The following is a 23,969-nucleotide window of genomic DNA, read 5'->3' on the forward strand; positions in this document are numbered from 1 at the left end:
GGTGAACGGGGGCGGCGGAGCACGCTGGAACGACGAGACACAGAGCTGGGAGACCGAGGAGCGGCGCGGCCACACCCCGCCGCCCCCGCCGCTGCCCTCGGTACCGCCGGTGGTTCCGGTGGCCCCCGTGACGCAGGAGCCACCGGGGCCGCAGGGGCCTTGGGGTCCGGCCGGTCCTCCGGGCCCGGCAGGGCCGCCCGCGCCGCCGGGGACGTACAACAACATCACCGGGACCTTCGAGACCACCGGGACCGGCGGGGCGGGCGGCGGCAGGTCCTTCCGGGAGCGGGTCACCCCACTGACCGCCGGGGTCGCGGTGGGCGTGCTCGCGGTGGGTGCGGCGGCGCTGTGGTTCACGCTCGGCGGCGACAACGACGGCGGTCACGAAGGTGCGCGGGGGGCGAGCGCCACCTCCACCGAGCTGGAGAACTCGGCCGACGGGACGACCGGCGGTGAGGACGCCGGGGGGACCGACGGGGCCCTTCCCGATGCCTCCGCGTCGGAAACCGCCCAGGAATCCGCGTCGCCGTCCGGTGCGCCGCCTCCCGAATACGCCGATACGGACGACCGTGAAGGCTTCCGGATCGCTGTCCCCCGGGAGTGGGACGTCCGCACCGAGGACAAGGGCGCGGTGTTCTACAGGTCGGCCGACGGCGTGGAACTGATGCAGATCTTCCGGATCGCCGAGTCCATCACCGCCGTGGACGCCGTCGGACGCGCGTCCGAGGAACTCAGCTCCAACCCGGGCTTCGAGGAGATCAGCCGCGGCGCCGTGGAGAACCCCGGAGGCGGGGAGGCGGCCGAGCTGGTCTACGCGTACGACAGCGAGGAGACCGGCGGCCGGCGCCAGGTCGTCGAGCGCGTCTTCACGGCCTCGGACGGTCGGCTGTACGCGGTGCTGGTCGGCGCCGCCGACAGCGAGTGGCCGCGGCAGCAGGAGATCCTGGACGTGGCCGTGACGCACTTCGACCCGTACGGCAGTCCGTTCTGACCGCCGGTTCCGCTCCCCCCTGTGGCGCCGTCCTCGAAGCCATCAGCGTCCGACGCCGTTCAGGGTCCGACCCCGTTCAGGGGCTGAGGCTGTTCAGCGCCTGAGGCTGTTCAGTGCTTGAGGCCGTTCAGTGCTTGAGGTCGCCGGGGGTGTAGTGACCGGGGACCTGGCGGGTGGACACGCCGAAGCGGTTCCAGGCGTTGATCACCGTGATGGTGGAGATCAACTGCGCGAGTTCCGCCTCCTCGAAGTGCTCGGCGGCCTTCGCGTACACCTCGTCCGGGACGGAGCCGTCGGTCAGCACCGTGATGGCCTCGGTCAGCTCGATCGCCGCCACCTCCTTCTCCGTGTAGAAGTGCCGCGACTCGTCCCAGGCGCTGAGCTGGACGATCCGCTCGACGGACTCGCCCGCCGCGAGCGCGTCCTTGGAGTGCATGTCCAGGCAGAAGGCGCAGCGGTTGAGCTGCGAGGCCCGCACCTTCACCAGTTCGACCAGGAGCGGGTCCAGACCCTTCCTGGAGGCGGCGTCCAGCCGGACCATCGCCTTGTAGACATCGGGGGCGAGCCGGGACCAGGCCAGGCGGGCCGGGTGCTCGGGGGCGTACGCGGAGGTGGTGCGGTCGTGCGTGTGTGTCGTCATGTCTACGACGCTATGGCCTGGGTGGCGCAACGGTATGGTCCATTCCCATGACAGATTCCTGGGCCACTTTCGGTGCCGATCTGCATATCGAACCGCACGGCGGGGGACTGCGCAGCGGACTGATAGAGGCCCTGCGGGAGGCCGTGCGCACCGGGCGGCTGACTCCCGGGACCCGGCTGCCGTCCTCCCGCACGCTCGCCGCCGACCTGGGCGTCGCCCGGAACACCGTGGCCGACGCCTACGCCGAACTGGTCGCCGAGGGCTGGCTCACCGCCCGGCAGGGTTCGGGGACCCGGGTCGCGCCGAGGTCCGTGCCGCGCCGGGCGGACCCGGCCGTGCCACCGTCCCCCGCGGTGCGGTCCGGGCCCGTCCACAACCTGAAGCCCGGCTCGCCCGACCTTGCCGCCTTCCCGCGCGCGGAGTGGCTCAAGGCGGCCCGCCGGGCGCTGACCGCCGCCCCCAACGAGGCGTTCGGGTACGGCGATCCGCGCGGACGCGTCGAACTGCGCACCGTACTGGCCGAGTATCTGGCGCGGGCCCGCGGGGTGTACGCGGCACCGGAGCGGATTCTGGTCTGTGCCGGCTTCGTCCACGGGCTGATGCTGCTGGGCAAGGTGCTCGGGGCGCGGCGGGTGCGGGAGGTCGCCGTCGAGTCGTACGGGCTCGACCCGCACTGGAACCTGCTGAGGGAGGCCGGACTGCGTACCCCGTGCCTGCCGTTGGACGGCCTCGGGTCCCGTACGGGGGAGCTGGCCGGGATGCGCGGCGTCAGGGCGGTCCTGATGACGCCCGCGCACCAGTTCCCGACGGGCGTCCCGCTGCACCCCGACCGGCGGGCCGCCGCGGTCGACTGGGCCCGGTCCACGGCGGGGCTGATCCTGGAGGACGACTACGACGGGGAGTTCCGGTACGACAGACAGCCGGTGGGGGCGCTTCAGGGGCTCGATCCGGAGCGCGTCGTCTACCTGGGAACCGCCAGCAAGTCCCTCGCGCCCGGTCTGCGCCTCGCCTGGATGGTGCTGCCGCAGGAGCTGGTGACGGAGGTGGCGCGGGCCAAGGGGGAGTTCGACTGGACACCGGGCGCGCCGGATCAGCTGACGCTCGCGGAGTTCATCGCCTCGGGGGCGTACGACCGCCATGTGCGCTCGATGCGGCTGCGGTACCGGCGCCGCCGCGACCAGCTCGTCGCCGCGCTCGCCGAACGCGCGCCGGACATCAGGGTCGGCGGAATCGCGGCCGGGCTGCACGCGGTCCTCGAACTCCCCGAAGGCAGCGAGCGCGCGGTGATCCAGGCGGCCGCCTGGCAGGGGCTGGCCCTGGAGGGCCTCGCGCGCTTCCGGCACCGCGACGCGCCGCCCGGCCGTGACGCGCTGGTGATCGGCTACGGCTCCCCGCCCGACAGCGCCTGGGCGGGGGCGCTGGACGCACTGTGCCGGGTGCTGCCGTAGGGGCCGCGAGGGCGCGGGGCGCAGGGGCCACCGGCTGCCGGGCCGCCGGGGCGAGGGTCTGCCTACGCCTTCCCCGCTGACGTCCCCGGCGCCCCTGCCGTGTCCGGAGCCCCCGCCCCGTCCACCGGTGCCTCGCCGAACCGGGCCAGGGCCAGCGCCCCCGCGACGGCCACCGCGAACCCGGTGACCGCCAGCCACCCGAGGCCGTCCCGGGTCTCGTCGCCGAGCCAGATGACCCCGACCAGGGCCGGGCCGATGGTCTCGCCGAGCACCATCCCGGCCGTCGCGGTGGTCACCGGACCACGCTGCAGTGCGGACGTGAGCAGCAGCGCGGGGTCGACCCCCGCTTCGGAGCCCGGCCGGGCCGCGGCGCGGGCCGCGACGGCCTGGAGGACGGAGGCCGTGCCGAAGCAGACCGCGGAACCGAGCGCGCAGATCATCCCAAAGAACACATAGGGACTCTACTGGCGCGTGGTTGACGCACCGGGTTCCGATCGAGTGGCCCGGCCATCTAATCTGACGAGCGGTCTGAGGGTGGACCGAACAGGACAGGAAACGACAGCACAGGGCAACGGGGGAGCGGAAAATGTCCAAGCGGAGGCTGAGATCGAGCACTGTGGTGCTCGGCGGTATGGGAGTGCTCGCGGCGACGATCACCTCCTGCGGTTCGGATCCGGACCGGCGGTGCGTCGACCCGCTGACCCAGGACAAGCTGCCGAGTTACGAGTGCGCGGGCGGCAGCGGCGGCAGCAGCAGCGGTGGCAGCGGCTCGTACTACTACGGCGGCACCAGCAGCAACGGCAAGGTGACCGGCGGCAGTTTCAACAAGGCCGCGGTCGACCGAGGCGGGTTCGGCTGCTCCGGAACGGGCGGCGGCTGACGCGCATGCGACGCCGCACGATCGAACCGCGCCCCGGCTGGCAGGAGACCGTCGAGGAACAGGGCCTGGTCTACCCGCTCACCCGTTACCCGGACGGCTCGCTGCGCCCCTACTGGGACGAGAGCGCCTACTACGTCTTCACGCTGCCCGAGGTCGAGGCGCTCGAAGAGGTCGTCGAGGAACTGCACACGATGTGCCTGGCCGCGGCCGCGCACATCGTCGAGCGGGACCGGTTCGCCGATCTCGGCATCACCGACCGCCGGCTGGCCGCACTGATCGCCGACTCCTGGCGGCGCCGCGCCGAACTGCCCTCCCTGTACGGCAGGTTCGACCTCCGGTACGACGGCACCGGCCCGGCGAAGATGCTGGAGTACAACGCCGACACCCCGACCTCGCTGGTGGAGGCCGCGAGCCCGCAGTGGTTCTGGATGGAGGACCGGTTCCCCGGCGCGGACCAGTGGAACTCCCTCCACGAGCGCCTCGTCGAGGCCTGGAAGCGGCAGGCGCCCCTGCTGCCGCCGGGGCCGCTGCACTTCGCGCACTCGGACGGCGACGAGCTCGGCGAGGACCTGATGACGGTCGCGTATCTGCGCGAGACCGCCCAGCAGGCCGGGATCGACACCGAGGCGCTGTCCGTCGAACACATCGGCTGGGACCGGCTGAGCGGGCGCTTCGTCGACGAGCGGCTCCGCTTCATCCGGAGCTGCTTCAAGCTCTACCCCTGGGAGTGGCTGGCGACGGACCGCTTCGGACCGCATGTGCTGGACACGCTCGACAACGGCGGCGGCACCGGCACCACCTGCTGGATCGAACCCGCCTGGAAGATGCTCCTCTCCAACAAGGCGCTGCTGGCCGTCCTGTGGGAGCTGTACCCGGGACATCCGAACCTGCTGCCGTCCTACCTCGACGGCCCCCGCGGCCTCGCCGGACCCGGCGGCGCCGGATACGCCGCCAAGCCCCTGCTCGGCCGCGAGGGCGCCGGGGTCACCCTCCACGGGCCGGGAAGCGCGGCGGCGGTACGGGACGAGCCCTGCTGCTACCAGGAGCTCGCCCCGCTGCCCGACTTCGACGGCAACCGGGTGGTGCTGGGCGCGTGGGTCGTCGAGGACGAGGCCGCCGGACTCGGCATCCGGGAATCGGCGGGTCCTGTCACGGACGAGTACGCCCGCTTCCTGCCCCACGTCATCCTCTAGCCGGGACCCGGGACCCGGGACCCGGGACCCGGGCCCCGGCCCCCGAACCGAGGGCCGGGACCCGTGCGCCCTGTACGCCCCGGTCCGTACGCTCAGGCGCCCGCCCGTACGCTCAGGCGCCCGCGCCGTCCACCCGCGTCAGGCGCCGAGCTCCGCCCGCAGCTGGTCCAGGCCCCAGTCGAGGTCCTCCTTGGAGATCACCAGCGGCGGCGCGATCCGGATCGTCGAGCCATGGGTGTCCTTGACCAGCACCCGGCGTCGCATCAGCCGCTCGGAGATCTCCCGGCCCGTGCCCAGGGCCGGGGCGATGTCGACGCCCGCCCACAGGCCGCGCCCCCGGACGGCCTCCACCGAGCCGCCGCCCGTCAGCAGCCCCAGCTCCCGGTGCAGGTGATCACCCAGCTCCGCCGCCCGCTGCTGGTACTCGCCCGTCCGCAGCATCGCGATCACCTCCAGTGCGACCGCGCACGCCAGCGGATTGCCGCCGAACGTCGAACCGTGCTCCCCGGGCCGGTACACGCCCAGTACCGCGGCCGACGAGACCACGGCGGAAACCGGTACGATCCCGCCGCCCAGCGCCTTGCCGAGCAGATACATGTCGGGCACGACGCCCTCGTGCTCACAGGCGAAGGTCTTTCCCGTCCGGCCCAGGCCCGACTGGATCTCGTCCGCGATGAACAGCACGTTCCGCTCGCGGGTCAGCTCCCGGACCCCGGGCAGATAGCCGGGCGGCGGCACCAGCACCCCGGCCTCGCCCTGGATGGGCTCCATCAGCACCGCCACGGTGTTCTCCGTCATCGCCGCGCGGAGCGCGGTCAGGTCCCCGTACGGCACGATCTCGAACCCCGGGGTGTACGGGCCGAAGTCGGCCCGTGCCTCGTGGTCCGTGGAGAAGCTGATGATCGTGGTCGTCCTGCCGTGGAAGTTGTCCGAGGCGACGATGATCTTCGCCATGCCGTCCGGGACGCCCTTGACCCGGTAGCCCCACTTGCGGGCCGTCTTCACCGCGGTCTCCACCGCCTCGGCGCCGGTGTTCATGGGCAGGACCATCTCCATGCCGCACAGCTCGGCGAGCTCCGTACAGAACTCGGCGAAGCGGTCGTGGTGGAAGGCCCGGGAGGTGAGGGTCACCCGCTCCAGCTGAGCCTTGGCCGCCTCGATCAGGCGGCGGTTGCCGTGACCGAAGTTCAGCGCCGAGTAGGCGGCGAGCATGTCCAGATAGCGCCGCCCCTCGACATCGGTCACCCAGGCGCCTTCCGCCGAGGCGACGACGACAGGCAACGGGTGGTAGTTGTGCGCGCTGTGCGCCTCGGCGGAGGCGATGGCAGTTTCCGTGGTCGACACGGGATCTCCGTTCGTCGTGCGGCGTGGGCGGGGGTCGTGCCCACTTTGTATCGTCGGTCCGATCCGGCGCGAGGAAACCTTCACGGCGCGGCGCGCCTCGCGCGCCGGTCCGTGCGGGGCGCGTCATCGCGGCGCGTCATCGTGTGCGCGGGGGCGCGGTACCGCACGTGCGGGGGCGCGGTGCCGCACATGAGGGGGCGCGCAGATTTGCGCCGTACACCGGCTGCCGGAGAACGGTTCCGCACCTGAGACAATGGGTCCCATGGCCTCTGATCGTCCTCGCGTGCTCTCCGGAATCCAGCCCACCGCAGGCTCGTTCCACCTCGGCAACTACCTCGGTGCGGTCCGCCAGTGGGTGGCGCTGCAGGAGTCCCACGACGCCTTCTACATGATCGTGGACCTGCATGCGATCACCATTCCGCAGGACCCCGCGGAGCTGCGCGCGAACACCCGGCTCGCCGCCGCCCAGCTGCTGGCGGCCGGCCTGGACCCCGACCGGTGCACGCTCTTCGTGCAGAGCCATGTCCCCGAGCACGCCCAGCTCGGCTGGGTCATGAACTGCCTCACCGGCTTCGGCGAGGCGTCCCGGATGACGCAGTTCAAGGACAAGTCCGCCAAGCAGGGTGCCGACCGGGCGACCGTGGGCCTTTTCACCTACCCGGTCCTCCAGGTCGCGGACATCCTGCTCTACCAGGCCAACCAGGTCCCGGTCGGCGAGGACCAGCGCCAGCACATCGAGCTCACCCGGGACCTCGCCGAGCGGTTCAACGGCCGGTTCGGGCAGACGTTCACCATTCCGGAGCCGTACATCCTCAAGGAGACGGGGAAGATCTACGACCTCCAGGACCCGTCGGTCAAGATGAGCAAGTCGGCGTCCACGCCGAAGGGCCTCATCAACCTGCTGGACGAGCCGAAGATCACGGCGAAGAAGGTCAGGAGCGCCGTCACCGACACCGACACGGTCATCCGTTACGACACGGAGAACAAGCCGGGCGTCAGCAACCTCCTGAGCGTCTACTCCACCCTCACCGGAACCGGAATCGCGGATCTGGAGCAGAAGTACGAGGGCAAGGGCTACGGTGCGCTCAAGACCGACCTCGCCGAGGTCATGGTGGAGTTCGTCACCCCGTTCCGGAGCCGTACGCAGGAATATCTGGACGACCCGGAGACGCTGGACTCCATCCTGGCCAAGGGTGCGGAGAAGGCCAGGACCGTCGCCGCGGAGACCCTGGCGCAGACCTACGACCGTATGGGCCTTCTGCCCGCCAAGCACTGAGTCCAACGGCCCTGGCGAGAACGCCGCCGCAGGCTGCACACTTGCGGCGGCGGGACCGAGAACCGGCCATCGGCGGACCGACCGACGAGGATTGAGGAGAACGACGTGGGGACCGTAACGCTCGGCGTTTCGATCGCGGTCCCGGAGCCCTACGGCAGCCTGCTCCAGGAGCGGCGCGCGAGCTTCGGGGACCCTGCCGCCTACGGCATTCCCACCCACGTCACCCTGCTCCCGCCGACGGCGGCGGAGGCGGCCGACCTGCCGGCGGTCGAGGCGCATCTCGCCCGGATCGCCACGGCCGGCCGGCCCTTCCCGATGCGGCTGTCCGGCACCGGGACCTTCCGGCCGCTCTCGCCGGTCGTCTTCGTCCAGGTCGTCGAGGGCGCCTCGGCCTGCTCCTGGCTGCAGAAGCGGGTCCGGGACGCGTCCGGGCCGCTGGTGCGCGATCTCCAGTTCCCGTACCACCCGCACGTCACCGTGGCGCACGACATCTCCGAGGAGGCGATGGACCGGGCGTACGAGGAGCTCTCCTCCTACGAGGCCGCCTGGACCTGCGGTTCCTTCGCGCTCTACGAACAGGGCGCGGACGCCGTCTGGCGCAAGATCAATGAATTCCCCTTCGGAGGCGGCGTCGCGCCCGCCGTTCCCGCACAGGGCGGCTCCTCCGTGGACGAGCCGTCGCTGCACCCCTGAGCGGCGGGCCGCCGGGCAGCCCTCAGACGGGCAGCCCTCAGACGGACAGCCGCCGGAACAGTGGGCGCGGCACATGACGCAGTGCCGACATCACCACCCGTAGCGCCCCGGGCACCCACACCGTCCCGGTGCCCTGCCTCAGCCCTGTCACGATGGCGTCCGCGACCGCCTCCGGGGTGGTCATGAGCCGCCGGCGCACGAGTTCCGCGGGGTCCACGACACCTGTCACCGCCGCTGCCCCGTCCGTGCCGTCCGGCTCGGCCCCGTCGCCGCGTACGGAGCCCGGGTGTACGGAACCGGGGTGTACGGAACCGGGGCGGACGGGACCGGGGCGGACGATCATCACCCGCACCCCCGTGCCGTGCAGCGCGTCTCCCAGCCCCTGCGCGAACGCGTCCAGGCCGGCCTTGCTCGACCCGTAGATGAAGTCGGCGCGGCGTACGCGCTCGCCGGACACGGAGGAGAGCACGACCAGCGACCCATGACCCTGCGCCTGGAGCGCGCCCGCGCACACCAGCCCGGCGGAGACCGCCCCCGTGTAGTTGGTCCGGGCGACCCGGACCGCCCGCAGCGGCTCCTCCTCGTCGCGCGTCTGGTCGCCCGGGATGCCGAACGCCATCATCACCAGATCGATGTCGCCCTCCGCGAAGACCTTGCCGAGCACCGTCTCGTGGGACTCCGGGTCGAGGGCGTCGAAGGCGACGGTACGGACCTCGGCGCCGCGCGCGCGGAGCCCGGCGGCGGCGGTCTCCAGGGCGGGGGAGGGGCGGCCGGCCAGCCACACCGTGCGGGTGCGGAGCGCGATCAGCCGGCGCGCGGTGGCCAGCGCGATCTGTGAGGTGCCGCCGAGGACGAGCAGGGACTGCGGGGCACCGAAGGCGTCCTTCACGAAATCACTCCTGGTGGGAACGGGATACGGACGGGAGCTCACAGCGAGAGCCGGCGGGAGAGGTCGGACCGGAACGCTCCGCCGGGGTCCAGCTCCGCCCGCAGCGCCCGGAACTCGGGCAGCCGCGGATACATCGCGGCCAGTACCCCGGGCCGCATCCGGGCGTCCTTCGCCAGGCAGACCCGGCCGCCGGCCGCCGCCACCTCCTCGTCGAGCCCGTCCAGGAACCGCCCCAGACCGGGCAGGCCGACGGGCAGATCGAGTGCGAGCGACCAGCCGGGAGCCGGGAACGACAGCCAGCCCGGGTCGGCCCGGCCGAACCGTTTGAGCACGGCGAGGAACGAGGGACAGCGGCGCGTGGAGAGGCGCCGCACGACGCGGTGCAGCGTCTCCTCCTGCCCGTAGGGGACGACGAACTGGTACCGCACGAAGCCGCCGCGGCCGTGCAGCCGGTTCCAGTGCGGTACGCCGTCCAGGGCGTGGAAGAACGTGGGGATCCGCTGGAGCTCACCGGTGCGGGACCTGGGGGCGGCGCGAAAGCGGAGTTCGTTGTACAGGGCGGCGGAGGTCCGGCCGAGCAGCCCCGCCGGGACGAGGGCGGGGGCGGCCGGCAGTTGCCCCGGGCGGAACGCGAGCGGGGTGCGCCGCGCGCGTGCCGGGAGCGTGTGCAGGGGCGCGTGCTCCCCACGGGTGATGATGCCGCGCCCCGTCGCGCCGCCCCGTGCCAGCAGATCGAGCCAGGCGGACGCGTAGCGATGGCGGTCCCCACCGGCCGTGAACCGGGCCAGCAGGTCGTCCAGATCGGTCGCCCGCTCCGTGTCGACCGACATCAGCGAGGAGGTGACCGGCTGGAACCGCAGGGTGGCGGCGAGCACGACACCGGTCAGCCCCAGCCCGCCGGCGGTCGCGTCGAAGAGCGCGGTGCCGGGCAGCACCGTACGCACCTCGCCGTCCGCGGTGAGCAGTTCCAGCGAGCCGACATGCCGGGAGAAGGAACCGGAGAGGCGATGGTCGCGGCCCTGGACGTCGGAGCCGATCGCACCGCCGACCGTGATGTGGCGGGTCGAGGGCGTGACCGGCACGAACCGGCCCAGCGGCAGCAGCACCTCCATCAGCCGGTGCAGGCTCACCCCCGCGTCGCACACCACGGTGCCCGTACGGGTGTCGATGGTGTGGACGCGGTTCAGCGCGGTCATGTCGAGGACGGAGCCGCCCGCGTTCTGGGCCGCGTCGCCGTGCGCGCGGCCGAGCCCGCGGGCGAGGACGCCGCGGGGACCACGCCCGCGCACGACGGCCGCCGCCTCCTCGTAACTGCGGGGGCGGAACCGCAGCGCGGTCGTCGGGGCGGTGCGGCCCCAGCCGGTCAAGGACACCGTGTCGACGGACATGATGGTGACCGTATCGCCAGACAAAACCCCTTTGCGGCATTTGTTACGGTGCTCACTGGAATGGGTGATTGATTGGGTGTCAGAGAACCACCCGCACCGGTTCTTCCGGGCCTGGAGGGTACGCGTACGTCATGGACTGGCTGAAGAAACTCCCCGTCGTCGGGCCGCTCGTCTCCCGGCTGATGGGGACGCACGCCTGGCGCTCCTACGAGAGGCTGGACCGGGTCCACTGGGCCCGGCTGGCCGCCGCCATCACCTTCATCAGCTTCCTGGCGCTCTTCCCGCTGATCGCGGTCGGTGCGGCGATCGGCGCCGCGCTGCTCTCCGACAAGCAGCTGGACAAGATCGAGGACAAGATCGCCGATCAGGTGCCGGGCATCTCCGACCAGCTCGGCATCGACAATCTGGTGGCCCACGCGGGCACGGTCGGTGTGGTGGCCGGTGCGCTGCTGCTGTTCACCGGTATCGGCTGGGTCGGCTCACTGCGGGAGTGTCTGCGCGCGGTCTGGGAGATGGACGGCGTCGAGGAGGGCAACCCGGTCGTCCGCAAGCTCAAGGACGCCGGGCTGCTGCTGGGCCTGGGCGGCGCGGCGCTCGCGACGCTGGCGGTCTCCGCGGCCGGTTCGACGGCCGTCGGCCGGACCGCCGATCTGCTGGGCGTCACCGATCACGGTGCGGGTGGTGTGCTGTTGCAGGTGGCCGCACTGGTGGTGGCCGTTCTCGCCGACTTCCTGCTGCTGCTCTATCTGCTGACGCTGCTGCCCGGGGTGGAGCCGCCGAGGCGCCGGCTGCTGGTCGCCGGGCTGCTCGGCGCGGTCGGCTTCGAACTGCTCAAACTGCTGCTCGGCAGCTATATGAAGGGCGTCGCGTCCAAGAGCATGTACGGGGCCTTCGGCGTGCCCGTCGCCCTGCTCCTGTGGATCAACTTCACCGCGAAGCTGCTGCTGTTCTGCGCCGCCTGGACGGCGACGCGGAGCAAGGTCGGTATCGAGGGAGAAGCAGAAGGAGAGGCAGAAGGAGAAGCAGCAGCAGAAGGAACGGGAAAGGAGCGGGGGCGGGCGGAGGGCGGCCGGACGGAGGGGGCGGTCAGCGACGGGGAAGGCGGCGGACCAGGTCGGGCAGCGGCCAGCGCCGGTTGACCAGGAACACCCCGGCCGCCAGCACGACCAGCACTCCGCCGGTGATCGCCAGCGCGATCCCGACCCCGCTGGAGCCCTTGGAGGCGACCGCGGTCTTCTTCTTCGCGGACGCCTCCCCGTCCTGCCCGGACTTGTTCGCCCCGGCGGCCGGCTCGGCGCCCTTGCCTGTCCCGGTCTCCGCGGACTTCGGCGGCACCAGCTCGCCGACCGGCGTCACCTTGCCGCTCGCGCTGAAGCCCCAGTCGAGCAGGCTCGCGGCCTCCTTGTACACGGCGTGGCTCTCGTCGGAGGACGGGTTCATGACGGTGACCAGCAGCACCCGGCCGTCGCGCTCGGCGACACCGGTGAAGGTGTTGCCCGCGTGGGTGGTGTAGCCGTTCTTGACCCCCGCGATGCCCTTGTACGGCTCCACCCCGATGTCCCCGGTGATCAGCCGGTTGGTGTTCTGGATCTCGAAGCTCTCGCGCTTCTTGCCCTTCTTCTCCTCGCCGGGGAAGTCGGCCGAGGCCGTCGCGGAGTACTCGCGGAAGTCCTTCTTCTGCAGCCCGCTGCGGGCGAACAGGGTGAGGTCGTACGCGCTGGAGACCTGGTTCGGCGCGTCGTACCCGTCCGGCGAGACCACCGTCGTGTCGAGGGCCTGCAACTCCTCGGCGTGGCTCTGCATCGCCTGGACCGTCTTGGGGACGCCGCCGAACATCGAGGCCAGCACGTGCACCGCGTCGTTGCCGGAGCGCAGGAACACCCCGAGCCACAGGTCGTGGACCGTATAGGTGTGGTCCTCCTTGACGCCCACCAGGCTGCTGCCCGCGCCGACACCGGCGAGTTCGGCGTCCGTCACCTTGTGGGTGAGGCTCTTCGGCTGGAGCGCCGGCAGGACCGTGTCCGCGAAGAGCATCTTCAGGGTGGAGGCGGGAGGCAGCCGCCAGTGGGAGTTGTGCGCCGCCAGCACCTGGCCGTTCTCCGCGTCCGCGACGATCCACGACCGGCCCGTGAGGTCCTTGGGCAGGACCGGGGCGCCGGGCCCCAGATTGACCTGGGTTCCGACCTTGGCGAGCTGCTCACCGCCGACGTTCGACATGGGGTGCGTCGGCTTCGGCTGCTTGTCGTCGGTCTTGTCCTTGTCGGCCGCAGAAGCGGGACTGAGGACAAAACCGGACAGCAACGCGGCGGAGAGGACCGTCAACACGGTCTTTTTCAGAGCATGCACGGTCGGAAACGTACAGGGCGAAGATGTGCTTGGGGACCCGGACCGCCGGACCCGCCGCAGGTAACGCCAGGACAGCCCACCCCGCACCCCGCCGTACCCCCCACCCCGGGCGATCCGGCCGGAGGCGGGCGGTGATACTGAATCCATGAAGCTCAGCCGCCCCGTCTCCTGGTTCCTGCTCGCGTTCGGGGTGTGGAGCTGGTTCATCTGGATCACTTTCGTCAAGAACCTGTGGAAGGACGGCAGCGGGCTCGCGTTCGACGACGCGGGCGACCCGACCACCTATTTCTGGGTGCACCTGCTGCTCGCCATCACGTCCTTTCTTCTGGGGACGGCGGTCGGGGTGATCGGGTTCCGTGGTGTCAGGGCTTTGCGCCGTGAGCGCACCTGACCCTCGCGGTACGAACCGGCAGGGGGAGCGGTCCGGCGGCCGGTCCGAGGACAGGCAAACGGGGGTGCGCACATGGCAGTGGTCTTCATCCTGGTGGCGGTCGGGGTACTGGCGCTGCTCGCCGCCGTGCACCGCTACGTATGGCGGCGTCTCGTCGGTGACACGACGGCGCCGGGCAGCGCGATGCGCCGGGCGGGCACGGCCGCCGCGTTCGTCCTGCCCCTGCTGAGCGTCGGCGCGCTCGTCTCCGGCCGCGCCGGATTCCCCTTCTGGCTCCAGCAGGTACTCGCCTGGCCGGGCTATCTGTGGCTGGCCGCGCTCCTGTACCTGACGCTGGCCCTGCTCGTCGGCGAGGCCGTACGCCCCCTCCTGCGCCGGGTGCTCGCCCGCCGGGACGGCCCGGCGGAGGCGGGTGCCCACCCGCGTACCGAGACGATGGCCCTGTCCGGAGCCCCCGCCGCCCCCTCCGCGCCCTCCGCCGGCTCCTCGACCACGCCGGATGCCCCGGACGCGGACACGGCGGCGCCCGAAGCACCCCCGACCGCGGCGGCCGGGCCCTCGCGGCGGCTGTTCGTCGCCAGGGCCGTCGGCGGCGCCGCCGCCGTCGCCGGGCTCGGCACCGTCGGGTACGGCACCCACGGGGTGCTGCGCGGCCCCCGTACGAAGCGGATCACCGTACCCCTCGCCCGGCTGCCCCGCTCGGCACACGGGTTCCGGATCGCCGTCGTCAGCGATGTCCACCTCGGCCCCATCCTCGGCCGCGCCCACACCCGGCGCATCGTCGACGCGGTGAACGCGACCCGGCCCGATCTGATCGCCGTCGTCGGGGACCTCGTCGACGGGTCCGTCGCGGACCTGGGCACGGCCGCGGAGCCGCTGGCCGGGCTCGAAGCACGGCACGGCAGCTTCTTCGTCACCGGGAACCACGAGTACTTCTCCGGCGCGGCCCAATGGGTCGACCACGTAAGGGAGCTGGGACTGCACCCGCTGGAGAACGCCCGTGTGGAGATCGACGGCTTCGACCTCGCCGGGGTCAACGATGTCGCCGGGGAGAGCGAGGGCCAGGGCCCCGACTTCGTACGGGCCCTCGGCGACCGGGACCGCTCCCGCGCCGCCGTCCTCCTGGCCCACCAGCCCGTCGTGATCCACGACGCCGTCGAGCACGGCGTCGACCTCCAGCTCTCCGGCCACACCCACGGCGGACAGCTCTGGCCCGGCAGTCTCATCGCCGGACTGGCCAACCCCACCGTCGCCGGACTCGAACGCTACGGGGACACCCAGCTCTACGTCTCGCGCGGCGCGGGAGCCTGGGGGCCGCCCGTGCGGGTGGGGGCGCCGTCGGACATCACGGTGGTGGAGCTGGCCTCCCGGCAGGCCTGAGAACCGTCCCGCGGACCGCTTTCCGCGGCGATCGTGATGCTCCCGGAATCCGGACCGAAGCGTCACCGTCTGCTACGAAAAAAGACCAAGTGGATGGCGTAAACACCCTTATCGGACGTGTCATGTTTCAGGCGGCGAACAAATCGCTGTGAGTCCCCTATTTACTCTTCCAGTTGTGAAAATCGTGTGATTGGGTAAGCGCGAGCATGCGGCAATGTGCGTGTCTGAGCACATAGTCGAGGTGGGGCTGGTAAGGGAGAGCACGGCAATGCGGTCGATCCGGATACGGATTCTCGCGATTCTCGCGGTACTGATCATCGCGGGCGTCGGCGCCTGGCAACTACTTCCCTCGGACGGGAAGAAGACTGATCCGGTCACAGTGGGCACGACCGATGCCGTGACCTCGCTGGACCCCGCCGGTGCGTACGACGCCGGTTCCTGGGCGATCTACAGCAATCTCTACCAGTCGCTCATGACGTTCAGGGCCGGGGCGATCGTGCCCGAACCGGACGCCGCCGAGAGCTGCGGATTCGTCGGGCAGAAGCTCCAGACGTACCAGTGCAAGCTGCGCAACGACCTCACCTTCTCCAACGGCCGGAAGATCACCGCCGCCGATGTCGAGTACTCCTTCGAGCGGATGCTCAGGATCAAGACCGACGTCGGCCCCTCGGCGCTGTTCCCGAGCCTGAAGAACGTCGTGACCGAAGGCCGCACCATCACCTTCAACCTGTCCTCGCGCGACGCGACCTTCCCGCAGAAGCTCGCCACCGGCGCGGGTTCGATCGTGGACTCCACCCAGTACCCCGAGAGCAAGCTCCGTGGCGGGAACAAGGTCGACGGTTCCGGACCGTACGTCCTCAAGTCCTACGAGCCGGGCGTCCGCGCCGAGCTGGTACCCAACCTCAAGTACCGGGGCGCGCTCAAGAAGACCGGCGAAGCGGTCGAGATCCGCTACTACAAGGGCTCCGAGGACCTTCTGACGGGCTGGAAGAGCGGTGACCTCGATGTCACGCACCGTCAGCTGCCGCCCGCCCGGCTCGCCGAGCTGAACCCGGGCGACCCGGACCTGCGCGTCACTGAGGCGGAGAGCGCCGAGATCCGCAACCTCGTCTTCAACGTCCGCGAGGGCTCACCATTCGCGAACAAGAAGGTCCGCCAGGCCGTCGCGGCGGTCATCGACCGCGGTCCGCTGGTGGGCGAGGTCTACCGGAGCACCGTCGAGCCCCTCTACTCGCTGATCCCGCAGGGCTACATCGGCCACAGCACCCCGTTCTTCGACAAGTACCCCTCGCCCGACCCCGACCGTGCCAAGAAGCTGATGCAGGAGGCCGGCGTCGAGACTCCGCTGCGCATCAACTTCGCCTACAAGGCCGACGAGGCGTACACGGCGGAGACCGCCGAGCTGCGGCGCCAGCTGGAGAAGGACGGACTGTTCAAGGTCTCGGTGAAGGCCGTGAAGTGGACGGACTTCCAGAAGGGTTACGCGGAGGGCGCGTACGACGCGTACACCGTCGGCTGGCTCCCCGACTACCCGGACCCCGACACCTTCAGCCAGCCGCTCGTCGGCCGCGACAACAGCCTCCACAACGGCTACGCGAGCAAGCAGATGGACGAGCTGATCACGGCCACGCTCCAGTACAGCGACAGGGGCAGGACCTCGGCCGACTTCAAGAAGCTCCAGCAGCTGGTCGGCGAGGACGTTCCGCTGGTCCCGCTGTGGCAGAAGAAGGACTACGTCGTCGCCAAGACGGACATCTCCGGATCCCAGTACCTCTCCAACGGCACCGGCATCTGGCGCCTGTGGGAGCTCGGCCGGATCTGACGCCGCCGGACCCCCTCACCCCGAAGTCCCGCCACGCCCACCCGGGCGTACGGCGGGACTTCTCGGTTCCCGCGCGACAGCCCTCAGGCCCTCTTGCGGGCGGTGGCCGTCTCGGCCATCCCCGGCAGGAAGTCGGTGAACAGCTCGTGCACCTCGTGGACGAGCGGCCGCAGCACGCGGAACCGGGCGAGCGCCACGCCCCGGGTGGTGAGCCGGGCGCCGCGCACCGCGAGCCGGCGGCTGCGCTCGCGCTCCGGAGAACGGTCGAACACCCAGTACAGGACGAGTCCCATCTGGGAGAGCCACATCAGCTCGGGCAGGATGTCCACGAGCTCCGCGGGGATCTTGGCCTTGGAGCCCGCCAGCACTTCGCGGTGGATGGCGATGGACGCCTCGCGGGCGGGCTCCGACTCGACGGAGAAGGGGCTCAGCGGGCTCTCCGGGTCGGCGGCGTTCTTGAAGAACTGGGCCGCGAACTCGTGGTACGGCGCGGCGATGTCCAGCCAGCACGTCAGGACCCCGGCCAGCCGGGTCTCCAGATCCGTCTCCTTGTCCAGGACCTCCCGGACCGCTGCGGCGTGTTCGGCGCCGATCCGGTCGTAGAAGCCCTGGACGAGGTGTTCCTTGCTCGCGAAGTAGTAGTAGGCGTTGCCGACGGAGACACCGGCCTCCTGGGCGATGGCTCGCATGGTCGTCTTGTCGAAACCGCGCTCCTGGAAGAGCCGGAGCGCGGTTTCGAGGATGAGCGTGCGGGTCTGCTCGCTCTTGGGGGCCTTGGCCGGCTTGACATCCTTCACGCCCGGATCGCCCTTCACACCTAGCTCGTCCTGCTTGTCGCTCGCCACGGTCCCCAGGCTATCCGCCCGTTTCGGCACCCATGACCGGGACTTCGCAGGCCCCGCCGCCCCCGCCGCACGAGGGTGCGGTCACCGAGCGGTACTTCGCCGCGGCCAGTACGGTCGCACGGGCGAACGGGCGGCCCGCCGGGGTGGTCAGCCAGTGGGCCTTGGGCCGGTGCTCGGACAGTGCCCAGAGGCAGACGATCCAGGCGGCGGTCCCCCGGTAGATCTGCCCCCGGTCGCCGATCACCGTGATCTCGTCGAGCGTCTTCGCGTGGTCGAGGCCGGGGAAGCGCCGGCGCGCCTCCTCGGAGGCGGCCGGCACGAGGTCCAGCGGGATGAGCTGATGCTGCTTCATCAGCCAGTGCCGTACGTGGACGCAGAGCGAGCACTGCGCGTCGTAGAGCACGGTGAGCCGTGTGACCGGGGTACGAGGTCCGGAGTCGGCCATCCGGCTCACCGTCCGGCGGCGGGGGCGATCCACGGGCCCTGCGGGGTGGGACCGGCCCAGCCCTGCGGCGGCACCGGCGGGGTCTGCTCGCGCTCCATCATGCCGCGCCGCCGGATCTTGTTCAGTACGTAGACGTTTGCGAGGTGCATGCCGCCGAGCACGAGCAGCACCACGCCGACCTTGGTCGACAGGGCGTCGAAGAGTTCGCGGGCGTTGGCCACGCTGTCGGCGTTCTTCAGATAGAGGGTCACGAAGCCGAGGTTGACCAGGTAGAAGCCGACCACCAGCAGATGGTTCACGGCGTCGGCGAGCTTCTCGTTCCCGTGCAGCACGTCCGCGAGGAACACCTTGCCGTTGCGGCTGAGGGTGCGGGCAACCCAGATGGTGAGAGCGACGCTGATCAGCAGATAGATGACGTACGCGACAACAGTGAGGTCCATGCCCCGAGGCTCCCTTGAACGTGTTCAAAAGCTCTTGTCATGGACTGTAGACCTGTTCTTGAACATGTTCAAGACGGGCTCGGGTGATCCGGGGCACGGGAGTGAGGGAGCGTCAGGAGGAGTACCGGTCCACCGGCTTGGCCGACGCACGAGGGCGCCACCGGGGGCCGCGCGGGCATCGAGGTGCCTTGCGGGGGCGGTGCGTCAGGGCGTGGTGCCGGACGGGGAGGGCGCCGGGCGCAAGGGCCGCCGGGCGGGCTCCGCCGTCAACGGGAGCGAGGGTCGGCCGAGGGTGACAGGGGGCCGAGGGGGAGAGTCGGCCGGGAACGAGGCTCAGCCGAGGGCGGGAGCCGGCCGGGGGGTGAGAGCCGGCGGGGAACGAGGCTCAGCCGAGGGTGGGAGCGGGCAACCGGGAGGCGGGAGACGGCCGAGGGTGGGAGCGGGCAACCGGGAGGCGGGAGACGGCCGAGGGTGGGAGCGGGCAACCGGGAGGCGGGAGACGGCCGAGGGTGGGAGCGGGCAACCGGGAGGCGGGAGACGGCCGAGGGTGGGAGCGGGCAACCGGGAGGCGGGAGACGGCCGGGAGTGAGCCGGACGCCGGAGCGGCCGGCCACCCGCGCGGTCTCAGGCGCTCATCGAGCGGGCCGTGTTGAGCTGGGCCATGACCATCGGGAAGGTCTCGGGGCCCATCGCCGGGATCATCGTCGAGTGGTGCCGGCCCCCGCTGGTGACCGTGACCTGGATGAAGCCGGTGGTCTTCTTCTCCTTCATCAGGAGGAAGAGCAGACCGATCAGACACAGCAGGGCGAAGACGATCGCCAGCACGATCGCGACCGGCGGGATCTTCTCCTCCGTGCGCGACATGTCGGTCGCCGTCCACACGGCGCCCTTGAGGGGCATCGTCCCGGACGGCGTCACGATCGAGTCGTTCATGACGGTGATGTCGCCGAAGGACAGCATCGGAACCCCGCCGCCCGGCATGCCCGGCTGCGCGGGGAGGTTGTAGCCGGGCGCCGGCTGGCCGGGCCCCGGATACCCGTACCCCGGGCCCGGCTGGGTCGCCGAGTCCGGCAGCGGCTGCGGATAGCCGTACGCGGGTGCGGCGCCCGGCGCCGGGTAGCCGTAACCCTGCCCGTCCGCCACGGTGGGCGGGTGGCCCGGCTGCTGGGGCGGGCCCCACTTGTATGAGTCGTCCGCGTACGGATTGGGCTCGGTCACGGGATCCCCGTTCTGTTCGGTCTTCAGCTCCGCATGACCGTACCGCCCGCGCCCGCGGGGCGCAGCAAGAGGCCCCGCTTCCCACAGCGACGCTGCGGCAGGCGGGGCCTCTTGAAGTGCGCCCGGCGGACCGGGAGGGTCAGAAGCGGCGCGTGATCAGCGCGCGCTTCACTTCCTGGATGGCCTTGGTGACCTCGATGCCACGCGGGCAGGCGTCCGTGCAGTTGAACGTCGTGCGGCAACGCCACACACCGTCACGGTCGTTGAGGATCTCCAGCCGCTGCTCGCCGCCCTCGTCGCGCGAGTCGAAGATGAAGCGGTGCGCGTTGACGATCGCGGCCGGGCCGAAGTACTGCCCGTCGTTCCAGAACACGGGGCAGGACGACGTGCACGCGGCGCACAGGATGCACTTGGTGGTGTCGTCGAAGCGCTCGCGGTCCTCGGCGGACTGCAGACGCTCGCGGGTCGGCTCGTTCCCCTTGGTGATGAGGAAGGGCATGACATCGCGGAACGCCTGGAAGAACGGCTCCATGTCGACCACGAGGTCCTTGAGGACCGTGAGGCCCTTGATGGCCTCGACCGTGATCGGCTTCTCCGGGCTGATGTCCTTGATCAGCGTCTTGCAGGCGAGCCTGTTCTTGCCGTTGATCCGCATCGCGTCGGAGCCGCAGATGCCGTGCGCGCAGGAGCGCCGGAAGGTCAGCGTGCCGTCGACATCCCACTTGATCTTGTGAAGGGCGTCGAGCACACGCTCCTTCGGGTCGATCTCGATCTGGAAGTCCTGCCACTGCGCCTCGTCCGACACCTCGGGGTTGAAGCGGCGGATCCGGAACGTGGCCGTGATGTACGGGGAGTCGGCGAAGCCCGCCTCGGGCTTGTCGGCCGGGCCGGTCTTTTCCAGTGTCGGGGTAGCCATCAGTACTTACGCTCCATCGGCTGGTAGCGGGTCGTCACGACGGGCTTGTAGTCGAGCCGGATCGACTCGGTGCCGTCGTCCGCGACCTCGCGGTACGCCATGGTGTGGCGCATGAAGTTGACGTCGTCGCGGTTCGGGTAGTCCTCGCGGTAGTGGCCGCCGCGGGACTCCTTGCGGGCCAGCGCGGAGGTCGCCATGACCTCGGCCAGGTCGAGCAGGTTGCCCAGCTCGATGGCCTCCAGCAGGTCGGTGTTGAACCGCTTGCCCTTGTCCTGGATGGACACGTTCAGATAGCGCTCGCGCAGCTCGGCGATCTTGTCGACCGCCGTCTTGATCGTCTGCTCGGTGCGGAACACCATCACGTTGGCGTCCATGCACTCCTGCAGCTCCAGACGGAGCACGGACACCCGCTCGGTGCCGTTGGAGCCGCGCAGCCGCTCGACCTGGTCGACGACCTGCTGGGCCGGGTTCTCGGGAAGCTCGACGAAGTCGTTCTTCGCGGAGTACTCGGCGGCGGCGATGCCCGACCGGCGCCCGAAGACGTTGATGTCGAGCAGCGAGTTGGTGCCCAGGCGGTTGGCGCCGTGCACGGAGACGCAGGCGACCTCGCCGGCGGCGTACAGGCCCGGGACGACGGTGGTGTTGTCGGCCAGCACCTCGCCCTCGACGTTGGTCGGGATGCCGCCCATGGCGTAGTGCGCGGTCGGCTGGATCGGGATCGGGTCCGTGTAGGGCTCGATGCCCAGGTACGTACGCGCGAACTCGGTGATGTCCGGGAGCTTCGCGTCCAGCTGCTCCGGCGGCAGGTGGGTGAGGTCCAGGTAGACGTGGTCGCCCGCCGGACCGCAGCCGCGGCCTTCGCGGATCTCCGTGTAGATGGAGCGGGACACGACGTCACGGGACGCGAGGTCCTTCATGACGGGCGCGTACTTCTCCATGAAGCGCTCGCCGTCCTTGTTGCGGAGGATGCCGCCCTCACCGCGGGCGCCCTCCGTCAGCAGGATGCCCATGCGCCAGATGCCCGTCGGGTGGAACTGGAAGAACTCCATGTCCTCCAGCGGCAGACCGCGGCGGTACGCGGCGGCCTGGCCGTCACCGGTCAGGGTGTGGGCGTTCGACGTCACCTTGAAGAACTTGCCGGTGCCGCCGGAGGCGAAGATGACGGACTTCGCCTGGAAGACGTGGATCTCGCCGGTGGCCAGCTCGTAGGCGACGACGCCCGCGGACTTCTTGACCCCGTCCACGTCCTGGAGCAGGAGGTCCAGGACGTAGAACTCGTTGAAGAACTCCACACCCTCCTTGACGCAGTTCTGGTACAGCGTCTGGAGGATCATGTGGCCGGTGCGGTCCGAGGCGTAGCAGGACCGGCGGACCGGGGCCTCGCCGTGGTTACGGCTGTGACCGCCGAAGCGGCGCTGGTCGATCCGGCCCTCGGGCGTGCGGTTGAACGGCAGGCCCATCTTCTCCAGGTCGAGGACCGAGTCGATGGCCTCCTTCGCCAGGATCTCGGCGGCGTCCTGGTCGACCAGGTAGTCGCCGCCCTTGATCGTGTCGAAGGTGTGCCACTCCCAGTTGTCCTCCTCCACGTTGGCGAGCGCGGCGGCCATGCCGCCCTGCGCCGCGCCCGTGTGGGAGCGGGTCGGGTAGAGCTTCGTCAGCACGGCGGTACGGCTGCGCTTGGTCGACTCGATGGCCGCGCGCATGCCGGCGCCGCCGGCGCCGACGATGACGGTGTCGTACTTGTGGATCTGCATGGTTTTCCTCTGGTCCCTCTGTCCCGGCGCCTAGCGGATGTTCGGGTCGAAGGTGAAGATCACCAGCGTGCCCAGCAGGACGGTGAACACCGTGGCGGTGTACAGCAGCATCTTCAGCCAGAAGCGGGTGTTGTCCCGTTCGGCGTAGTCGTTGATGACCGTACGGAGGCCGTTGGCGCCGTGGAGCATGGCGAGCCACAGCATCGTGAGGTCCCAGACCTGCCAGAACGGCGAGGCCCAGCGGCCCGCCACGAAGGCGAATCCGATCTTGGAGACACCGCCGTCGAGCACCAGCTGGATCAGCAGGTGGCCGATGACCAGGACGACCAGGACGATGCCCGACAGGCGCATGAAGAGCCAGGCGTACATCTCGAAATTGGTGCGCGAGCCCTTGGGCGTCTTGCCCGTCCGCTTGCGCGGGGGCTCGATCACGGGGGCCGGGTGGTCGACGTCGTAGAGGCTCACGCCTTCGACGTCCCCGATCGCGGAAGAGGTCTCGGTGGACATGGGCCTCAGCTCCCGAAGATGTCGCGTACGGCGTGGCCGAGGACGGGGTACAGGGCCCCGACCATCAGCACGATCCAGATGCCCAGCACGGTCCAGAGCATCTGCTTCTGGAAGCGCGGGCCCTTGGCCCAGAAGTCCACGGCGACGATACGGAGACCGTTCAGCGCATGAAAGAGAATGGCGGCCACGAGGCCGTATTCGAGCAGCGCGACAGGCCATGTCTTGTACGTGGCCACGACCTCGTCGTAGGCCTCGGGGGAGACGCGGACGAGAGCGGTGTCCAGGACGTGTACGAACAGGAAGAAGAAAATGAGGACACCGGTGACTCGATGAGCCACCCAGGACCACATGCCTTCCCGGCCGCGGTACAGCGTTCCAGCCGGCACGGAAGAACCCTCCGGGAGCGGGGATTGGGGTCGGCCGGCTTGACTGTCGGTCTGACCCGGCCGGGTACGGTCCACCGGCCCCGGCCATCGTAGCGACGCTTTGTCGGTTCGTTCGCGCCGGGGCCTCTGGTGTGATCAAAGTGGCAATCAAACAGGCACGGACGGGCTAGAGCGGGCGAAAGGTCCCGTAACCCCTGTCGGGCCGCCGGGGCACCCGCTCGAACGGGGCGGCGGGCCCGGTACGGGCCCGGAAGCGGCCGGCGGGAGAGCCCCTGGAAGGGGCCCCTGCGGCCCGGCCCTCAGGGCGGATCCTGGAGCGGGCCGCCGTCCAGGCCCGCGGCCGTCACCAGTTCGACGATGCGGACCCGGGCGAGTCGTCGCATCTCCTCCGCCGTGACGGCCCGCTCCTCGTCCCGGTCGTGGGCCAGCCGGGTCCGGAGGCCTGCCAGTACCTGGTCCACCTGCTGCGTTGGCCGGGTCGCGTCCAGGCAGATCACGAACACATGGCCGAAGCGGCTCTCGTACTCGGCGTGCGCGGCCCGGAGCGCGAGGTGGGCGGCGTATGGCGCGTCATGGCGCAGGCGGGGGGCGCTCTCCCCGGCGAGCGCCTCGGCGATATCCGTGGGGGACAGGTCGTAGCCCGCCTCGTCGGACGCGGCGAGCAGCGCGCCGAGATCCGGGAACGGGCGGTGGGCGGCCATCCGCTGGGCCCAGCGGCGGCTGGCGCAGCACTCCAGCAGGGCCGCTTCGACGGCGTCGCGCGGCGCGGTGTTGAGC

At 70.7% G+C, this 23,969-nt stretch carries 24 protein-coding genes and 1 pseudogene; 10 read left to right on the plus strand and 15 right to left on the minus strand.

The features are described from left to right. The first annotated feature begins 1 nt into the window (after position 1). Entirely contained in the window at positions 2 to 991 is a 990-nt protein-coding gene (locus OHA98_RS05910; RefSeq protein WP_266923052.1) for a serine/arginine repetitive matrix protein 2, read from the plus strand. A 127-nt stretch (positions 992 to 1,118) separates the two neighbouring features. Here OHA98_RS05910 and OHA98_RS05915 read toward each other — a convergent pair whose 3' ends face one another. Beyond that, on the minus strand, positions 1,119 to 1,631 hold the full coding sequence (locus tag OHA98_RS05915; RefSeq protein WP_266923054.1) for a carboxymuconolactone decarboxylase family protein: 513 nt from the start codon (positions 1,629 to 1,631) through the stop codon (positions 1,119 to 1,121). A gap of 47 nt (positions 1,632 to 1,678) precedes the next feature. On the opposite strand from OHA98_RS05915, the gene OHA98_RS05920 reads away from it, so the two are divergent. Continuing rightward, entirely contained in the window at positions 1,679 to 3,079 is a 1,401-nt protein-coding gene (locus OHA98_RS05920; RefSeq protein ID WP_266923056.1) for a PLP-dependent aminotransferase family protein, read from the plus strand. Positions 3,080 to 3,141: 62 nt separating this feature from the next. Here the strand turns inward: OHA98_RS05920 and OHA98_RS05925 are convergent. Then, positions 3,142 to 3,408 (minus strand): annotated as a pseudogene (locus OHA98_RS05925) (hypothetical protein); the annotation flags it as partial. A gap of 257 nt (positions 3,409 to 3,665) precedes the next feature. Here OHA98_RS05925 and OHA98_RS05930 point away from each other — a divergent pair. Next, positions 3,666 to 3,959 carry a hypothetical protein gene (locus OHA98_RS05930; protein WP_266923058.1) on the plus strand — a complete coding sequence of 98 codons (294 nt, stop codon included), beginning with the start codon at positions 3,666 to 3,668 and terminating at the stop codon, positions 3,957 to 3,959. 5 nt (positions 3,960 to 3,964) lie between these two features. Beyond that, a complete protein-coding gene (locus tag OHA98_RS05935) occupies positions 3,965 to 5,152 on the plus strand; it encodes a glutathionylspermidine synthase family protein (protein ID WP_266923060.1) in 1,188 nt (395 codons plus the stop codon). 138 nt (positions 5,153 to 5,290) lie between these two features. Here the strand turns inward: OHA98_RS05935 and rocD are convergent, their stop codons facing one another. Further along, positions 5,291 to 6,496, minus strand: a complete 1,206-nt coding sequence (gene rocD, locus OHA98_RS05940; protein WP_266923062.1) for an ornithine--oxo-acid transaminase — start codon at positions 6,494 to 6,496, stop codon at positions 5,291 to 5,293. Between the two features lie 262 nt (positions 6,497 to 6,758). On the opposite strand from rocD, the gene trpS reads away from it, so the two are divergent. Together trpS and OHA98_RS05950 are read left to right on the plus strand one after the other, a co-directional pair. Beyond that, positions 6,759 to 7,772, plus strand: a complete 1,014-nt coding sequence (gene trpS / locus OHA98_RS05945) for a tryptophan--tRNA ligase (RefSeq protein ID WP_266923064.1) — start codon at positions 6,759 to 6,761, stop codon at positions 7,770 to 7,772. A gap of 105 nt (positions 7,773 to 7,877) precedes the next feature. After that, positions 7,878 to 8,465 carry a 2'-5' RNA ligase family protein gene (locus OHA98_RS05950; RefSeq protein WP_266923066.1) on the plus strand — a complete coding sequence of 196 codons (588 nt, stop codon included), beginning with the start codon at positions 7,878 to 7,880 and terminating at the stop codon, positions 8,463 to 8,465. Positions 8,466 to 8,502: 37 nt separating this feature from the next. Here the strand turns inward: OHA98_RS05950 and OHA98_RS05955 are convergent, their stop codons facing one another. Together OHA98_RS05955 and OHA98_RS05960 are read right to left on the minus strand one after the other, a co-directional pair. Beyond that, positions 8,503 to 9,354, minus strand: coding sequence for an SDR family NAD(P)-dependent oxidoreductase (locus OHA98_RS05955; protein ID WP_266923068.1), 852 nt, complete (start codon positions 9,352 to 9,354; stop codon positions 8,503 to 8,505). A gap of 38 nt (positions 9,355 to 9,392) precedes the next feature. After that, entirely contained in the window at positions 9,393 to 10,742 is a 1,350-nt protein-coding gene (locus tag OHA98_RS05960; RefSeq protein WP_266923070.1) for an FAD-binding oxidoreductase, read from the minus strand. Positions 10,743 to 10,873: 131 nt separating this feature from the next. On the opposite strand from OHA98_RS05960, the gene OHA98_RS05965 reads away from it, so the two are divergent. Beyond that, positions 10,874 to 11,881 (plus strand): YihY/virulence factor BrkB family protein, encoded by a 1,008-nt coding sequence (locus tag OHA98_RS05965; protein ID WP_266923072.1) that lies wholly within the window; start codon positions 10,874 to 10,876, stop codon positions 11,879 to 11,881. Here OHA98_RS05965 and OHA98_RS05970 read toward each other — a convergent pair. Then, the gene (locus OHA98_RS05970) at positions 11,829 to 13,088 is read right to left on the minus strand and encodes a D-alanyl-D-alanine carboxypeptidase family protein (RefSeq protein ID WP_266923074.1); all 1,260 of its coding nucleotides are present in this window, start codon (positions 13,086 to 13,088) and stop codon (positions 11,829 to 11,831) included. The genes OHA98_RS05965 and OHA98_RS05970 overlap by 53 nt on opposite strands. 145 nt (positions 13,089 to 13,233) lie before the next feature. Here OHA98_RS05970 and OHA98_RS05975 point away from each other — a divergent pair, with 145 nt between their 5' ends. The 3 genes from OHA98_RS05975 to OHA98_RS05985 all read left to right on the plus strand — a co-directional run bounded on the left by OHA98_RS05975 (position 13,234) and on the right by OHA98_RS05985 (position 16,681). Continuing rightward, positions 13,234 to 13,479: an SCO4848 family membrane protein gene (locus OHA98_RS05975; protein WP_266923076.1), complete on the plus strand. Its 246-nt coding sequence runs from the start codon at positions 13,234 to 13,236 to the stop codon at positions 13,477 to 13,479. A gap of 72 nt (positions 13,480 to 13,551) precedes the next feature. Next, the gene (locus tag OHA98_RS05980; RefSeq protein ID WP_266923078.1) at positions 13,552 to 14,859 is read left to right on the plus strand and encodes a metallophosphoesterase; all 1,308 of its coding nucleotides are present in this window, start codon (positions 13,552 to 13,554) and stop codon (positions 14,857 to 14,859) included. A gap of 268 nt (positions 14,860 to 15,127) precedes the next feature. Continuing rightward, a complete protein-coding gene (locus tag OHA98_RS05985) occupies positions 15,128 to 16,681 on the plus strand; it encodes an ABC transporter substrate-binding protein (protein ID WP_266927743.1) in 1,554 nt (517 codons plus the stop codon). 83 nt (positions 16,682 to 16,764) lie between these two features. Here the strand turns inward: OHA98_RS05985 and OHA98_RS05990 are convergent, their stop codons facing one another. The 9 genes from OHA98_RS05990 to OHA98_RS06030 form a co-directional block, all read right to left on the minus strand. Beyond that, positions 16,765 to 17,496 (minus strand): TetR/AcrR family transcriptional regulator, encoded by a 732-nt coding sequence (locus tag OHA98_RS05990; RefSeq protein WP_266927744.1) that lies wholly within the window; start codon positions 17,494 to 17,496, stop codon positions 16,765 to 16,767. A 40-nt stretch (positions 17,497 to 17,536) separates the two neighbouring features. Beyond that, positions 17,537 to 17,971 (minus strand): thiol-disulfide oxidoreductase DCC family protein, encoded by a 435-nt coding sequence (locus OHA98_RS05995; RefSeq protein ID WP_266923080.1) that lies wholly within the window; start codon positions 17,969 to 17,971, stop codon positions 17,537 to 17,539. Positions 17,972 to 17,976: 5 nt separating this feature from the next. Continuing rightward, the gene (locus tag OHA98_RS06000) at positions 17,977 to 18,411 is read right to left on the minus strand and encodes a hypothetical protein (RefSeq protein WP_266923082.1); all 435 of its coding nucleotides are present in this window, start codon (positions 18,409 to 18,411) and stop codon (positions 17,977 to 17,979) included. Between the two features lie 624 nt (positions 18,412 to 19,035). Beyond that, positions 19,036 to 19,629, minus strand: coding sequence for a hypothetical protein (locus OHA98_RS06005; RefSeq protein ID WP_266923084.1), 594 nt, complete (start codon positions 19,627 to 19,629; stop codon positions 19,036 to 19,038). A gap of 139 nt (positions 19,630 to 19,768) precedes the next feature. Further along, positions 19,769 to 20,545: a succinate dehydrogenase iron-sulfur subunit gene (locus OHA98_RS06010; protein ID WP_266923086.1), complete on the minus strand. Its 777-nt coding sequence runs from the start codon at positions 20,543 to 20,545 to the stop codon at positions 19,769 to 19,771. After that, positions 20,545 to 22,299, minus strand: a complete 1,755-nt coding sequence (gene sdhA / locus OHA98_RS06015) for a succinate dehydrogenase flavoprotein subunit (protein WP_266923088.1) — start codon at positions 22,297 to 22,299, stop codon at positions 20,545 to 20,547. Before sdhA ends, OHA98_RS06010 begins: the two co-directional genes overlap by 1 nt. Before the next feature lie 30 nt (positions 22,300 to 22,329). Beyond that, positions 22,330 to 22,806 carry a succinate dehydrogenase hydrophobic membrane anchor subunit gene (locus OHA98_RS06020; protein ID WP_073718236.1) on the minus strand — a complete coding sequence of 159 codons (477 nt, stop codon included), beginning with the start codon at positions 22,804 to 22,806 and terminating at the stop codon, positions 22,330 to 22,332. Positions 22,807 to 22,811: 5 nt separating this feature from the next. Further along, on the minus strand, positions 22,812 to 23,192 hold the full coding sequence (gene sdhC / locus OHA98_RS06025; RefSeq protein WP_266923090.1) for a succinate dehydrogenase, cytochrome b556 subunit: 381 nt from the start codon (positions 23,190 to 23,192) through the stop codon (positions 22,812 to 22,814). Positions 23,193 to 23,491: 299 nt separating this feature from the next. Beyond that, positions 23,492 to 23,932 (minus strand): 2-oxo-4-hydroxy-4-carboxy-5-ureidoimidazoline decarboxylase, encoded by a 441-nt coding sequence (locus OHA98_RS06030; protein WP_266927746.1) that lies wholly within the window; start codon positions 23,930 to 23,932, stop codon positions 23,492 to 23,494. Positions 23,933 to 23,969: the final 37 nt, after the last annotated feature.

It is taken from the genome of Streptomyces sp. NBC_00654 (genome assembly GCF_026341775.1).
Classification (GTDB): domain Bacteria; phylum Actinomycetota; class Actinomycetes; order Streptomycetales; family Streptomycetaceae; genus Streptomyces.

What these genes read in the sequence shown, in the direction of transcription:
- OHA98_RS06010 (WP_266923086.1), bottom strand. Translation starts at nt 20,545, where the DNA reads ATGGCTACCCCGACACTGGAAAAGACCGGCCCGGCCGACAAGCCCGAG.
- OHA98_RS05995 (WP_266923080.1), bottom strand. Translation starts at nt 17,971, where the DNA reads ATGGCCGACTCCGGACCTCGTACCCCGGTCACACGGCTCACCGTGCTC.
- OHA98_RS05935 (WP_266923060.1), top strand. Translation starts at nt 3,965, where the DNA reads ATGCGACGCCGCACGATCGAACCGCGCCCCGGCTGGCAGGAGACCGTC.
- sdhA (WP_266923088.1), bottom strand. Translation starts at nt 22,299, where the DNA reads ATGCAGATCCACAAGTACGACACCGTCATCGTCGGCGCCGGCGGCGCC.
- OHA98_RS06020 (WP_073718236.1), bottom strand. Translation starts at nt 22,806, where the DNA reads ATGTCCACCGAGACCTCTTCCGCGATCGGGGACGTCGAAGGCGTGAGC.
- trpS (WP_266923064.1), top strand. Translation starts at nt 6,759, where the DNA reads ATGGCCTCTGATCGTCCTCGCGTGCTCTCCGGAATCCAGCCCACCGCA.
- OHA98_RS05930 (WP_266923058.1), top strand. Translation starts at nt 3,666, where the DNA reads ATGTCCAAGCGGAGGCTGAGATCGAGCACTGTGGTGCTCGGCGGTATG.
- OHA98_RS05980 (WP_266923078.1), top strand. Translation starts at nt 13,552, where the DNA reads ATGGCAGTGGTCTTCATCCTGGTGGCGGTCGGGGTACTGGCGCTGCTC.
- OHA98_RS05965 (WP_266923072.1), top strand. Translation starts at nt 10,874, where the DNA reads ATGGACTGGCTGAAGAAACTCCCCGTCGTCGGGCCGCTCGTCTCCCGG.
- OHA98_RS05985 (WP_266927743.1), top strand. Translation starts at nt 15,128, where the DNA reads ATGCGGTCGATCCGGATACGGATTCTCGCGATTCTCGCGGTACTGATC.
- OHA98_RS05915 (WP_266923054.1), bottom strand. Translation starts at nt 1,631, where the DNA reads ATGACGACACACACGCACGACCGCACCACCTCCGCGTACGCCCCCGAG.
- OHA98_RS05975 (WP_266923076.1), top strand. Translation starts at nt 13,234, where the DNA reads ATGAAGCTCAGCCGCCCCGTCTCCTGGTTCCTGCTCGCGTTCGGGGTG.
- OHA98_RS06000 (WP_266923082.1), bottom strand. Translation starts at nt 18,411, where the DNA reads ATGGACCTCACTGTTGTCGCGTACGTCATCTATCTGCTGATCAGCGTC.
- OHA98_RS05920 (WP_266923056.1), top strand. Translation starts at nt 1,679, where the DNA reads ATGACAGATTCCTGGGCCACTTTCGGTGCCGATCTGCATATCGAACCG.
- OHA98_RS05960 (WP_266923070.1), bottom strand. Translation starts at nt 10,742, where the DNA reads ATGTCCGTCGACACGGTGTCCTTGACCGGCTGGGGCCGCACCGCCCCG.